General features: G+C 66.9%; 13 protein-coding genes. 12 read left to right on the forward strand and 1 reads right to left on the reverse strand.

Translation table 11 applies throughout. The annotated features are described in order from the left end of the window. The first annotated feature begins 1 nt into the window (after window position 1). The 9 genes from ACSFBE_RS19645 to rutF all read left to right on the forward strand — a co-directional run bounded on the left by ACSFBE_RS19645 (window position 2) and on the right by rutF (window position 8,733). Window positions 2-2,455 carry a GspE/PulE family protein gene (locus tag ACSFBE_RS19645; RefSeq protein ID WP_435492101.1) on the forward strand — a complete coding sequence of 818 codons (2,454 nt, stop codon included), beginning with the start codon at window positions 2-4 and terminating at the stop codon, window positions 2,453-2,455. Window positions 2,456-2,681: 226 nt separating this feature from the next. Continuing rightward, window positions 2,682-2,981 (forward strand): hypothetical protein, encoded by a 300-nt coding sequence (locus ACSFBE_RS19650; protein WP_435492102.1) that lies wholly within the window; start codon window positions 2,682-2,684, stop codon window positions 2,979-2,981. A gap of 181 nt (window positions 2,982-3,162) precedes the next feature. Further along, window positions 3,163-4,164 carry a serine hydrolase domain-containing protein gene (locus ACSFBE_RS19655; RefSeq protein ID WP_435492103.1) on the forward strand — a complete coding sequence of 334 codons (1,002 nt, stop codon included), beginning with the start codon at window positions 3,163-3,165 and terminating at the stop codon, window positions 4,162-4,164. A gap of 311 nt (window positions 4,165-4,475) precedes the next feature. Continuing rightward, window positions 4,476-5,588 (forward strand): pyrimidine utilization protein A, encoded by a 1,113-nt coding sequence (rutA, locus tag ACSFBE_RS19660; RefSeq protein ID WP_435492104.1) that lies wholly within the window; start codon window positions 4,476-4,478, stop codon window positions 5,586-5,588. 22 nt (window positions 5,589-5,610) lie between these two features. Then, the gene (gene rutB / locus ACSFBE_RS19665; protein ID WP_435492105.1) at window positions 5,611-6,402 is read left to right on the forward strand and encodes a pyrimidine utilization protein B; all 792 of its coding nucleotides are present in this window, start codon (window positions 5,611-5,613) and stop codon (window positions 6,400-6,402) included. 39 nt (window positions 6,403-6,441) lie between these two features. Further along, a complete protein-coding gene (gene rutC / locus ACSFBE_RS19670) occupies window positions 6,442-6,831 on the forward strand; it encodes a pyrimidine utilization protein C (protein ID WP_435492106.1) in 390 nt (129 codons plus the stop codon). After that, window positions 6,831-7,625 carry a pyrimidine utilization protein D gene (gene rutD / locus ACSFBE_RS19675; protein ID WP_435492107.1) on the forward strand — a complete coding sequence of 265 codons (795 nt, stop codon included), beginning with the start codon at window positions 6,831-6,833 and terminating at the stop codon, window positions 7,623-7,625. The genes rutC and rutD overlap by 1 nt, the downstream gene beginning before the upstream one ends. A gap of 7 nt (window positions 7,626-7,632) precedes the next feature. Then, window positions 7,633-8,223, forward strand: coding sequence for a malonic semialdehyde reductase (locus ACSFBE_RS19680; protein ID WP_435492108.1), 591 nt, complete (start codon window positions 7,633-7,635; stop codon window positions 8,221-8,223). A gap of 21 nt (window positions 8,224-8,244) precedes the next feature. Then, a complete protein-coding gene (gene rutF, locus ACSFBE_RS19685) occupies window positions 8,245-8,733 on the forward strand; it encodes an NADH-dependent FMN reductase RutF (protein WP_435492109.1) in 489 nt (162 codons plus the stop codon). 10 nt (window positions 8,734-8,743) lie between these two features. On the opposite strand, the gene rutR is transcribed toward rutF, so the two are convergent. Continuing rightward, window positions 8,744-9,457 (reverse strand): HTH-type transcriptional regulator RutR, encoded by a 714-nt coding sequence (gene rutR, locus ACSFBE_RS19690; protein WP_435492110.1) that lies wholly within the window; start codon window positions 9,455-9,457, stop codon window positions 8,744-8,746. A gap of 177 nt (window positions 9,458-9,634) precedes the next feature. Between rutR and ACSFBE_RS19695 the strand changes: the two genes are divergently transcribed. Genes ACSFBE_RS19695 through ACSFBE_RS19705 form a run of 3 tightly spaced genes read left to right on the forward strand, consistent with a single transcriptional unit; the run spans window position 9,635 to window position 12,168 of the window. Then, entirely contained in the window at window positions 9,635-10,636 is a 1,002-nt protein-coding gene (locus ACSFBE_RS19695; RefSeq protein ID WP_435492111.1) for an isopenicillin N synthase family dioxygenase, read from the forward strand. Between the two features lies 1 nt (window position 10,637). Beyond that, on the forward strand, window positions 10,638-11,024 hold the full coding sequence (locus ACSFBE_RS19700) for a VOC family protein (RefSeq protein WP_435492112.1): 387 nt from the start codon (window positions 10,638-10,640) through the stop codon (window positions 11,022-11,024). A gap of 52 nt (window positions 11,025-11,076) precedes the next feature. Beyond that, complete coding sequence (locus ACSFBE_RS19705) at window positions 11,077-12,168, forward strand: BMP family ABC transporter substrate-binding protein (RefSeq protein ID WP_435492113.1); 1,092 nt, start codon at window positions 11,077-11,079, stop codon at window positions 12,166-12,168. Window positions 12,169-12,182: the final 14 nt, after the last annotated feature.

Consider the following 12,182-nt stretch of genomic DNA (forward strand, 5'->3'; position numbering starts at 1 on the left):
GATGAACACATTGAAGCCACTGGACTGGGATCCGCCCAAAGACCTGTTGGAGGGCCGCGCGAGCAAGCGCGAAGGGTTCCTGTGGCCCACGCCGCCTCAGGGCGGCTACCCGCCGTCCAAGCTGCAGACCGAGCCGCTGCCCTGCGAGATCCAGAGCCTGAACGACCAGCGTGTGGCCGGGCGCATGACCTTCTTCGTGCCCGAGGAGCGGGTGATGCACGTGCAGCTGCCCCGGGCCCGCACGACCCTGGCACTGCGTTTCGACCAGTTCCGCGCCGTCATCCTCACCGCGCCGATCGCTCCGCTGGATCCGCCAGCGCTCGATCCGGAATCCGGTGCGCTGCGCCAGCCGGGGCAGAGCCGCTTCCGGCTGCGCTTCACCAACGGCAGCCAGCTCGCCGGCGAGACGATCGGCCATGTCGAGAACGGCATGGGCCTGTTCCTGTTTCCGCCCGTCAGCGACGACGGCAGCGTGCAGCGCCAGTTCGTGCCGCGCAGCGCCTATGTGAAGTTCGAATTGGACACCTCGGCGGTGGCGCTGGCGGCATCGGCCGCGCCGACCGAACTGCTGCTGGCCCGCGTGGTCACCACGCCCGAGCAGTTGCTCGAGGCGATCGAGCAGCAGAGCCGCATGCCCATGGTGCGCATCGGCGAGGCCCTGATGTCGCTGGGCATGATCACCGCGGCGCAGTTGCAGGAAGCACTCCATGCGCAGCTGGGCGATCGGCGCGTGCCGCTGGGCGAGTTGCTGGTGCGCCAGAACGCGGTGTCGCGCGCCGATCTGCAGGTCGCCCTGGCCCGCAAGATGGGCTACCCGCTGGTGGACCTGGACAGCTTCCCCACCGAGCCCGAGGCCTTGCGCAAGATCGCCTACAACGCGGCCCAGCGCCTGCAGGTGATGCCGCTGCTGGTGCGCGACGGCCGCCTGATCGTCGCCCTCGACGACCCGGCGAACCGGCGCAATGCGGTCGACGAGGTCGAGTTCATCGCACAGATGAAGACCGTGCCGGTGCTCGCGCAATGCCGCGACCTGGAGCGGATGATGTTCGCCGCTTACGACAAGATCGGCGCGTCCGCCGACGGCCGCCCGGGCAGTGTGGCGCTCAAGCCGATCGAGTTCGTGCCGGCCGACACCAACGAACTGCTCGAGACCCTCGAGAAGGAAGGCAAGCAGGACCGGCCCGACGACGACACGCCGATCGAGCAATCGGACAACTCGCTGGTGCGCATGATCAACCGCATGATCCTCGAAGCCCACGGGGCCGGGGTGTCGGACATCCACATCGAGAGCTACCCCGGCCGCGAGAAGATCCGCGTGCGCTTCCGCAAGGACGGGCAGCTGCGCACCTACCTCGAGCTGCCGGCCAACTACCGCAACGCGATGATCGCGCGCATCAAGATCATGTGCGATCTGGACATCAGCGAACGCCGCAAGCCGCAGGACGGCAAGATCAACTTCGCGAAGTTCTCGCCGCAGCACCGCATCGAGTTGCGGGTGGCGACCATCCCCACCAACAGCGGCCTGGAAGACGTGGTGATGCGGATCCTGGCGTCGGCCAAGCCGATCGCGCTCGACGGCCTGGGGCTGTCGGAACGCAACTTCGTGCGCTTGCGCGACGCCATCGAGCGGCCGTACGGCATGGTGCTGTGCGTGGGCCCGACCGGCTCGGGCAAGACCACCACGCTGCATTCGGCGCTCAGCCACATCAACGTGCCGGAGCGCAAGATCTGGACCGCCGAGGACCCGATCGAAATCACCCAGCCCGGCCTGCGCCAGGTGCAGGTGAACCCGCGCATCGACTGGACCTTCGCGAAGGCGCTGCGCGCCTTCCTGCGGGCCGACCCGGACGTGATCATGGTGGGCGAAATCCGCGACGAGGAAACCGCCAAGACGGCCGTGGAAGCCTCGCTCACCGGCCACCTGGTGCTTTCGACGCTGCACACCAACAGCGCTCCCGAGACGGTGACCCGCCTGCTCGACATGGGCATGGACCCCTTCAACTTCGCCGACTCGCTGCTGGCGGTGCTGGCCCAGCGGCTGGTGCGCCGGCTCTGCACCCACTGCCGCACCAGCCGCGATGCCGAGCCGGTGGAGATCGAGGAGTTGCTGGCCGACCATCTGCACGCCTTCGGCGAGGCCGAATTGCCGGAGCCGCGCGAGGCGGTGCTCGCGCGCTGGGCCTCGCAGCACGGCAAGGACGGACGGCTGCAGATGCACGCCAGCCCGGGCTGCGCCGCCTGCGACCAGACCGGCTTCAAGGGACGCGCCGGCCTGCACGAGCTGATGGTGATCTCGCGCGAGCTGCGCCACCTGATCCAGACCGGCGCCCGCGCCGAGGCACTGCAGGCCACCGCGCTGCGCGAAGGCATGCGGACGCTGCGCCAGGACGGCATCGAGAAGGTGCTGGCGGGCCAGACCACCATCGACGAAGTGCGCGCGACCAGCAACGTCTGAGCCAAATGGCCACCGCGGCGGGATGTGAGGCTGCGCCATGTGCGCAGTGCTTGGGTCACACGGGCAATATGTTGGTGAGCCGTTCCCGGCACAGCGCCTTTGTGGCATCTTCCGGCTGACTGCTTTCGGTGGGGGAATCAACTGATCAGCCTATCCGCCCCCCCACCCTGGTCGGACCAACACGAGAGCAGCGACAACCCAGGGTGTCACCCGAATGGAGCGTCCAATGTGGAGCATCTTGGCCGATCTGTGCGTCGGCTTCTTCGAACTTGTTATGGATGTCTTGATGTTCAGGAGGCAGCGCAGCAAGCACGGTCGCAGTCCCCGCAGTGTTGCCGAAGACACGTTCGAGGTCGCGCGCTTCAATTTCGTCACGTTGATTTTCATCGGGCTGGTCTGTGCCGGGTTGATGCTGCTCCTGGCCCTCGGGTTTGGGCTGTCGGTCGGCTTGAGCGTCGGAATCGGCATCACCGTGGGAGCGATCTGGGGAGTCTTGCAATACGCCCAATTGCTTCGTAAGCGATGAGCGCGTCGCGGCGCTGACCCGATCCCCGAACTAAGACCGCCTTCGCTGGGTCGTGCCGTACATGCACACGGACGGGGCGTGCGCGGTGACCTCCTCTCCGCACATGCAGCGCGAGCGGGCTCAATGCCGCGGGGGACGGCGTTCAACTGGCGCAGTCCTCAACAAAAACTCGGAGAACAAGATGCGGATATTCGTCGTCTGGCTTTGTTCGATGGTTGCGGCCACCGCGCTTGCACAGGAGTTGCCGCCTTGGCGAATGTCGACATCCCAAGAGCAGCACCTTGACGCTGCCATTTTCGAGGGCTTCGACGAAGGAATTACCACGGCCTTGGGTGATGTCCAAGGCGTGGTGGTCGTTCTCCAAGGCCGCAAGGTGTACGAGTACTACCGTGATGGCAATCCCGATGCTCTGCGAGACACGCAGTCCGTCACCAAGAGCGCCATGGCCCTGCTGGTGGGGACTGCTCTGCAGCGAGGGCAGCTTGCTTCGTTGGAACAGGCGGTGGTCGACCTCATCCCTGAGTGGCGCGCACTCAATTCGGACCCTCGGTCCCATGCCATCACGCTTCGACACCTCCTCGCCATGACAACTGGCTTTGAAGTCGATGACGCCACAGGGACTGCCGCGCCACTCGCTCCAGCGGCGGCTTGGGCCCGGCCGATTCGGGCAGACCCAGGCGAGCGGTTCGCTTACGACAACAGCGGCCCGCTCATGGTTCAAGGCATTCTCGAACGAATCGCCAGCCGCCACATCGCCGACCTGGTGCGCGACCAACTCGTGACGCCACTCGCTTTACGGGAGCCTAAATACGTACACAACAGTGCGTGGATGAGGACGGTGGACATGGCCAAGGTCGGCAATCTGCTGCTACAGGACGGGCGATGGGCCAACCAGCAAGTTCTTCCTCCCGGGTTCGTGGCGCAGCTGGTCAGACCTCAAAGTGCCGGCGGGCCGCCCGTTGGCTTGCCGTACGGACTGGGCTGGTGGTCTGCATCCGGTCCGACGTACATCGCAAGCGGCTACGCAGGCCAAGTCATCTGGGTTCACCCGCCGCTGGACTTGGTCGTTGCCGTGAACTCGACGGTCTCGCCGGAGAGCCAACAGCGCGGCCAAGCGATGCGACTCACACGGGGTCGCATCTTCCAAGCCGCGCAGAAGCGTCTGGCACTGATTGGCAAATAGTCAGCACTCGGCCAGAAGCGGGCGATCGACTGCGCCGCAGAATTCGCCAGATAGCCGCCAGTCGCAAGCCACGGAGCAGCTCGGCGAACCTACGCCAAGCGGGCCAACGTGCGCACCAAGGGCGCGCACCGCGCACCCACACTGACTGGCCGAATGATCCACTTTGGACCATTTGGTCAAATTCGAGCGTGACGTGCACCGCAAGTCCTTGAGAAACAAGGACTTTCCAGGATGGCACGAAGCGTGCAAAGCGATTTCCATCGCACCGCAGGCTCGGCCTCGGCCCTCGTCCACTCCTGGAATGGTCCGCCATGAACATCGGCATCTTCATCCCCATCGGCAACAACGGCTGGCTGCTGTCGGAGAACGCGCCGCAGTACAAGCCGAGCTTCGCGCTCAACAAGGAGATCACGCTGAAGGCCGAGCACTACGGGCTGGACTTCGTGTTGTCGATGATCAAGCTGCGCGGCTTCGGCGGCAAGACCGAGTTCTGGGACCACAACCTCGAGTCCTTCACCCTCATGGCCGGCCTGGCCGCCGTGACCACCAAGATCAAGCTCTTCGCGACCGCGGCCTCGCTGGTGATGCCGCCGGCCATCGTGGCGCGCATGGCGTCGACCATCGACTCGATCTCCGGCGGCCGCTTCGGCGTGAACCTGGTCACCGGCTGGCAGCGGCCCGAGTACTCGCAGATGGGCCTGTGGCCGGGCGACCAGTTCTTCGGCACCCGCTATCAATATCTCTCCGAATACGTGCAGGTGCTGCGCGACCTGTGGGGCAAGGGCCAGTCGGACTTCAAGGGCGCGCATTTCCAGATGGAGGACTGCCGCCTGAGCCCGCAGCCGCAGGCCGACATGAAGGTGATCTGCGCCGGCGCGAGCGACGCGGGCATGGACTTCTCAGCCCAGTACGCCGACTACAACTTCTGCTTCGGCAAGGGCGTGAATACGCCCAAGGCCTTCGCGCCCTCGGCGCAGAAGCTGATCGAGGCCACCGCCAAGACGGGCCGCCATGTCACCACCTACGTGCTGATGATGGTGATCGCCGACGAAACCGACGAAGCCGCCCGCGCCAAGTGGGAGCACTACAAGGCCGGCGCCGACCAGGAGGCGATCGCCTGGCTGGGCGTGCAGGGCGCGGCCGACACCAAGTCGGGTGCCGACACCAACGTGCGCCAGATGGCCGACCCCACCTCCGCCGTGAACATCAACATGGGCACGCTGATCGGCTCCTACGCGAACGTGGCGCGCATGCTCGACGAGATGGCCGAGGTGCCCGGCACCGAAGGCGTGCTGCTGACCTTCGACGACTTCGTGAAGGGCATCGAGGCTTTCGGCGAACGCATCCAGCCGCTGATGAAGAGCCGCGTCGGCGTCGACACACCGGTGCCGTCGCAGGTCGAACCGCAGGCGCTTGCCGCCTGATCGCATGCAGGAATCACCCGCCATGACGACGCCGAAGAACACCACCCTCACTTCCACCGTGCCGGTCGGCGCGCCGAACGCGCCCGGCGCCCCCGCACCGCTGGTGCTGCCCGCGCGGCCCGAGCCGGTGGCGCTGCACGCGGCCAACTCGGCATTGATCGTGGTCGACATGCAGAACGCCTACGCGTCCGTCGGCGGCTATGTCGATTCGGCAGGCTTCGACATCTCCGGCGCGCAAGGCACCATCGCCAACATCGTGCGCACCGTCGAGGCGGCGCGCGCGGCGGGCGTGCTGGTCATCTTTTTGCAGAACGGGTGGGACGCGGAATACGTCGACGCCGGCGGCCCCGGCTCGCCCAACTGGTACAAGTCGAACGCGCTCAAGACCATGCGCAAGAAGCCCGAACTGCAGGGCAAGTTCCTGGCCAAGGGCGGCTGGGACTACGAGCTCATCGACGCAATGAAGCCGCAGGTCGGCGACATCGTGATCCCCAAGACGCGCTACAGCGGCTTCTTCAACAGCACGCTCGACAGCACGCTGCGCGCTCGCGGCATCCGCAACCTGGTGTTCACCGGCATCGCGACCAACGTGTGCGTCGAGTCGACGTTGCGCGACGCCTTTCACCTCGAGTACTTCGCCGTGATGCTGGAAGACGCGACGCACGAACTCGGTGGTGCCGCGATCCAGCAGGCGACCGTCTACAACGTCGAGACCTTCTTCGGCTGGGTCTCGACCGTCGACGATTTCTGCCGCACCGTGGCTGCGCCGAGCAGGCCTGCCGCCATGACCGCACGCGAGACCACCGCGGCCTGACCCTTTCCTCCACCCCTCGTTTCTTCAGGAACCTCGTCCATGCCCAAGCAAGCCATCATCCCGCCGGGAACCACCACGCCCATCGCGCCCTTCGTGCCCGGCACCATGGCCGACGGCATCGTCTACGTGTCGGGCACCCTGCCGTTCGACAAGGACAACAACGTGGTCCACGTCGGCGACGCCACGGCGCAGACGAAGCACGTGCTGGAGACCATCAAGAGCGTCATCACCACCGCCGGCGGCACGATGGACGACGTTACGTTCAACATGATCATGATCAAGGACTGGGCCGACTACGCGAAGGTGAACGCGGTCTATGCCGAGTACTTCCCGGGCGTGAAGCCGGCGCGCTACTGCATCCAGTGCGGCCTGGTGAAGCCCGACGCCCTGGTCGAGATCGCCTCCATCGCCCACGTCGGCAAGCCTTGATGCCGCTGTTCCACGAGGTCCACGGCCACGCGAGGCCCGGCGCGCCGAGCCTGCTGCTGTCGTCGGGCCTGGGCGGCTCGGCGAATTTCTGGAAGCCGCAGATCCCGGCGTTGGTGGCCGCGGGCTGGCGCGTGGTCGCGTACGACCAGCGCGGCACCGGCCGCAGCCCCGAGGCGCTGAAGGCCGGCTACGCGATCGCCGACATGGCGCGCGACGTCGTCGAAGTGCTCGACGGCACCGACACGGCGCAATGCATCGTCATCGGCCATGCGCTGGGCGGCCTGGTCGGCCTGCAGCTGGCGCTCGAAGCACCGTCGCGCGTGGCCGGGCTGGTGCTGGTCAACGCCTGGTCCAAGCCCAACCCGCATTCGGCGCGCTGCTTCGAGGCGCGACTGGCGCTGCTGGGCGCCGTCGGCCCGCGCGCGTACGTCGAGGCGCAGCCGATCTTCCTGTACCCGGCCGACTGGTGCGCCGCGCATGCCGACGTGGTGCAGGCCGAGGTCGACCACGCCTTCGCGCATTTTCCCGGCGAGGCCAACATGCGCGCGCGCATCGGCGCGCTGCGTGCCTTCGATGTCGATGCACGCCTCGCCAGCATCGCGGTGCCGACGCTGGTCGCCGCGGCGATGGACGACGTCCTGGTGCCATGGACGATGTCGCAGCGCCTGGCCGGCGCCCTGCCCCACGCGATACTCGATCGGGTACCGCATGGCGGCCACGCCCACAGCGTGACGGACGCGGACACCTTCAACGCCACCCTGCTCGCCTTCCTCGCCAAGACGGGCACTCACTGACATCACCATGACCCAAGCACTCGACAGCGCCGCCCTGGCGACCCTCTTCACCGAAGCCCGCAGCCAGAACGGCTGGACGGCCGAGCCCGTGTCCGACGACCTGCTCCGTCAGGTCTACGAACTCGCCTGCATGGGCCCGACCTCGGCCAACTGCTCGCCGGCCCGCTTCGTCTTCGTGCGCACCCCCGAGGGCAAGGAACGCCTGAAGCCGGCGCTGTCGGCCAGCAACGTCGACAAGACCATGACCGCGCCCGTCACCGTGATCGTGGCGTGGGACACCACCTTCTTCGACAAGCTGCCGCAGTTGTTCCCGCACACCGACGCACGCGCCTGGTTCACCGGCAGTCCAGAAGTGGCGCATGAGACGGCCTTTCGCAACGGTACGCTGCAAGCGGCCTACCTGATCCTCGCGGCCCGCTCGCTGGGCCTGGACGCCGGCCCGATGTCGGGCTTCGACAAGGCCAAGGTCAACGCCGCCTTTTTCGGCGGCACGACATGGACGGTCAACTTCCTCATCAACCTCGGCCACGGCGACGCGTCGAAGGTCTTCGGCCGCCTGCCGCGGCTGGACTTCGCCGAGGCCTGCACGCTCGCCTGAGCCAGGACCGGGGACACGACGATGCAGAAGGCCGACTACCGCAACGCGATGTCGCGCCTGGGCGCGGCCGTCAACATCATCACGACCGACGGCCCGGCTGGCCGCGCGGGCTTCACGGCCTCGGCCGTGTGCAGCGTGACCGACGAGCCGCCCACGCTGCTCGTCTGCCTGAACCGCACGGCCTCGGTGTACCCGGCCTTCGAAGCCAACGGCGTGCTGTGCGTGAACGTGCTGGCGCCGGGCCACCAGGAACTCTCCGGCGTGTTCGGCGGCAAGACGCCGATGGACGAGCGCTTCGCTGCCGGCCGTTGGAGCGAGCACGTCACCGGCTCGCCGATGCTCGACGGCGCCGCCGTGTCCTTCGATTGCCGCGTGGTGCGCAGCACCAGCGTGGGGACGCACGACGTGCTGTTCTGCGAAGCGGTGGCGATCCGCGTGGGCGAGACGGCGCACGGGCTGATGTACTTCGATCGCCGCTACCACGACCTGGTCGCGGCGTCGGCGCACTGAGCGACGGGGCTCAGCCCGCGACGATCCCCTGCAGCACGATGGCCTGCACGTTGCGTACCGTCTCTTCGAAGAAGGCTGGATCGTCGAGCGTGCGGCCGGTGATGGCCTGCACCTGCACGCCGAAATCGGCGTAGTGCTGGGTGGTGGCCCACAGCGCGAAGATCAGGTGGTGCGGGTCGATCGGCGCCAGCCTGCCGGCGGCCACCCAGGCGCGGATCACCTCCGACTTGCGCTCGACCAGGTCGCGCAGCTCGCGGCTGAGTTCGTCGCGCAGCAGCGGTGCGCCCTGAATCATCTCGAGGCAGAACAGCCGTGACGCATCGGGCCGGTCGCGCGAGACCACCAGCTTGCGGCGGATGTAGTCGCCGATGGCCGCGCGCGGGTCCTGTTCCACGCTGAATCCGCGCAGCGGCTCGAGCCAGACGGTGAGCAGGTCGCGCAGCACGCAGACGTAGAGCTCTTCCTTGTTGGCGAAGTAGTAGAGCAGGTTGCTCTTCGACACGTCGGCCCGCGCGGCCACCTGGTCGACGCTGGTGCCGTGCAGCCCGTAGCGCGAGAACAGGCCGAGCGCCGCAGCCAGGATGACGCTGCGCTTGTCCTCGATCTGCCGCAGGCGCCGGTTGATCGCCGCCGGCCCGCGCGCGGCCGGCGCCCGCTTGGCCCGCACCCGCTGCGAGGGCTTGGTCGCGGGTTTGCCGACGGTGCTCCCTGTCATCTTTGCCATGTCCTGGTGCCTTCTTGTGCATTGCTCTTCGAACGTGCACATCTGCTTGCACGAGCCGTACCCGCTTGGTGCGGCGGCGGCGACGGTAACGCATTTGTCCATTTGGTCCAACTGGCACAGACGTTGCATGCCACACCGTGCCGCGACCGTCCTCGCGTTGGATCAAGGAATGACGACATGACGCTGCTGTCCGTACCGATCATCGACCTGGCGCCCTACTTCGAGGGCACGCCGGACGCACGCGCCGCGCTGGCGCAGCAGGTGGACGAGGCCTGCCGCAGCATCGGCTTCCTGGTCATCACGAACCACGGCATCGACCCCGCGCTGATTGCGCGCGTGTCGTCGCTGTCGCGCCAGTTCTTTGCGCTGCCGCTGGCCGAGAAGCGCATGGTCGACCGGCCGCGCGAGGACGCGGTGCGCGGCTACAGCGCGGTCGGTGAGGAAGGCCTGTCGTACAGCCTCGAGGAAGCCGCACCGGGCGACCTGAAGGAGTCGTTCTCGATCGGCCCGTCGGGCGTGCCCGACGACGACTACCACCGCGGCCCAGCCGCCGGCCCGCACTTCGAGCCCAACAGCTGGCCGCCGATCCCCGGCTTCCGCGAGGCCTACGAGGCCTACTTCGAGGCGATGAGCGACCTGTCGCGCTCGCTCATGCGCATCTTCGCGCTGGGGCTGAAGCTGCCCGAGACCTTCTTCGACGACAAGATCGACAAGCACATCAGCATGTTCCGCGTGCTGAGCTACCCACCGCAGACCGAGGCGCCGCTGCCGGGCCAGCTGCGCGCCGGTGCGCACAGCGACTACGGCAGCCTCACCATCGTGCTGCCCGACGACAAGGGGCTGCAGGTCTTCAACAAGGCCGGCCAGTGGGTCGACGTGCCGCAGATCGACGGCGGCCTGGTCGTGAACATCGCCGACCTGATGATGCAGTGGACCAACGACCAGTGGGTGTCGACGCTGCACCGCGTGGTGAACCCACCCTTCGAGGTGGCCACCAGCAACCGCCGGCAGTCACTGGTGTTCTTCCATCAGCCCAACTACGACGCGATGGTGGAATGCCTGCCGAGCTGCCTGGCACCGGGTGAGCAACCCAAGTACGCGCCGATTTCCTCGGGCGATCACCTGACCTCGAAGTTCGTGAAGCAGACGACCTTCGGTGGGACCAAGGCGACGGCCTGACATGGCCCACCTCTCCTACGTCAACGTCTTCGCGAAAGACGTCGTCGCGCTCAGCGGCTTCTACCAGCGCGTGTTCGCCTTTCCCGAGATCGAGGCGATCCGCTCGCCGATCTTCCGCGGGCTCGACACCGGCAAGTCGAGCCTCGGCTTCAATGCGCTCGATGCCTACGCACTGCTGCACCTGGCCGAGTACGCCGACACGCGCGGCGTGAAATTCCTGCTGAACATCGACGTCGATTCGAAGGACGAAGTCGACCGCAGGGTGCCCGTCGCCGTCGACGCCGGCGCGACGCTCATCAAGGCGCCCTACGAGACCTACTACCACTGGTACCAGTCGGTGCTGCTCGATCCCGAAGGCAACGTGTTCCGCATCAACTTCATGATGTAGACGCGCAGCCGCCCACCCCTCCTTTTTTCTTCCCGCCTGAAAGGTCAGAGTGATGTTGCGTCGATCGATTTCTTGCGCCGTTGCGGTGCTGGTGGCATGTGCAGCGCTGCCGGGGGCCGCGGGGGCCGCCGATGGCTTCACCCTCAAGGGCGAGCCGAAGATCGCGATGATCTACTTCGGCCCGAAGAACGACGGTGGCTGGACGCAGGCCTTCGACGAGGCGCGCCTCAAGGTCGAGGCCGCCATCGGCAAGAAGATCCAGTTCGTCGAGAACGTGCCCGAAGACGCCTCGGCCATCAAGCCGGCGGCCGAGCGCTTCATCTCGCGCGGCGCCAACATCGTGATCGGCACGGCCTTCGGCTATTCCGACGCCTTCAAGGAACTGGCCGCCAAGTACCCCGACGTGGCCTTCCTCAACGGCTCGGGCACCACCAACGGCACCAACCTGGAATCGTTCTACGGCCGCACCTACGAAAGCCAGTACCTGTGCGGCATGGCGGCGGGTGCGGCGTCCAAGAGCGGCAAGCTCGGCTTCGTCGCGGCCAACCCCTTCGGCGTGGTGAACTGGACGGTCAATGCCTTCGCGCTCGGTGCGCAGAAGATGAACCCGAACGCCACCGTCAACGTGATCTACACCGGCGCCTGGAACGACCCGGTGAAAGAACGCGCCGCAGCGATGGCGCTGATCGACCAGGGCGCCGACGTGATCGGCCAGCACGTCGACTCGCCCACGCCGCAGATCGTCGCGCAGGAGCGCGGCGTGTACGGCACCGGCCACCACCGCGACCTGCGCCAGTTCGCGCCCAAGGCCACGCTGTGTTCGTCGGTCTGGGTCTGGGACAAGTTCCTCACGCCCGAGCTCAAGAAGATCATGGCCGGCGGCTGGAAGCCTGCGCAATACGGCGCCTTCATCGCGATGAAGGACGGCGGCACCGACATCGCCGGCTTCGGCGCGGGCGTGCCCAAGGACAAGGCCGCGGCCATCAACGCCGAGCGCGATGCATTGATGAAGGGCAAGCAGATCTACGCCGGCCCGCTGAAGGACCGCGACGGCAAGGAGCGCGTCGCCGCCGGTGCCGTGCTGTCGGACGCCGACCTCTGGAAGATGGACTGGTACGTCAAGGGCGTGGTCACGCAGAAGTAAGCATCTGGCACGCG

Source organism: Variovorax sucrosi, from assembly GCF_051216635.1.
Taxonomy (GTDB): domain Bacteria; phylum Pseudomonadota; class Gammaproteobacteria; order Burkholderiales; family Burkholderiaceae_C; genus Variovorax.

What these genes read in the sequence shown, in the direction of transcription:
- ACSFBE_RS19645 (WP_435492101.1), top strand. Translation starts at nt 2, where the DNA reads ATGAACACATTGAAGCCACTGGACTGGGATCCGCCCAAAGACCTGTTG.
- ACSFBE_RS19650 (WP_435492102.1), top strand. Translation starts at nt 2,682, where the DNA reads ATGTGGAGCATCTTGGCCGATCTGTGCGTCGGCTTCTTCGAACTTGTT.
- ACSFBE_RS19655 (WP_435492103.1), top strand. Translation starts at nt 3,163, where the DNA reads ATGCGGATATTCGTCGTCTGGCTTTGTTCGATGGTTGCGGCCACCGCG.
- rutA (WP_435492104.1), top strand. Translation starts at nt 4,476, where the DNA reads ATGAACATCGGCATCTTCATCCCCATCGGCAACAACGGCTGGCTGCTG.
- rutB (WP_435492105.1), top strand. Translation starts at nt 5,611, where the DNA reads ATGACGACGCCGAAGAACACCACCCTCACTTCCACCGTGCCGGTCGGC.
- rutC (WP_435492106.1), top strand. Translation starts at nt 6,442, where the DNA reads ATGCCCAAGCAAGCCATCATCCCGCCGGGAACCACCACGCCCATCGCG.
- rutD (WP_435492107.1), top strand. Translation starts at nt 6,831, where the DNA reads ATGCCGCTGTTCCACGAGGTCCACGGCCACGCGAGGCCCGGCGCGCCG.
- ACSFBE_RS19680 (WP_435492108.1), top strand. Translation starts at nt 7,633, where the DNA reads ATGACCCAAGCACTCGACAGCGCCGCCCTGGCGACCCTCTTCACCGAA.
- rutF (WP_435492109.1), top strand. Translation starts at nt 8,245, where the DNA reads ATGCAGAAGGCCGACTACCGCAACGCGATGTCGCGCCTGGGCGCGGCC.
- rutR (WP_435492110.1), bottom strand. Translation starts at nt 9,457, where the DNA reads ATGGCAAAGATGACAGGGAGCACCGTCGGCAAACCCGCGACCAAGCCC.
- ACSFBE_RS19695 (WP_435492111.1), top strand. Translation starts at nt 9,635, where the DNA reads ATGACGCTGCTGTCCGTACCGATCATCGACCTGGCGCCCTACTTCGAG.
- ACSFBE_RS19700 (WP_435492112.1), top strand. Translation starts at nt 10,638, where the DNA reads ATGGCCCACCTCTCCTACGTCAACGTCTTCGCGAAAGACGTCGTCGCG.
- ACSFBE_RS19705 (WP_435492113.1), top strand. Translation starts at nt 11,077, where the DNA reads ATGTTGCGTCGATCGATTTCTTGCGCCGTTGCGGTGCTGGTGGCATGT.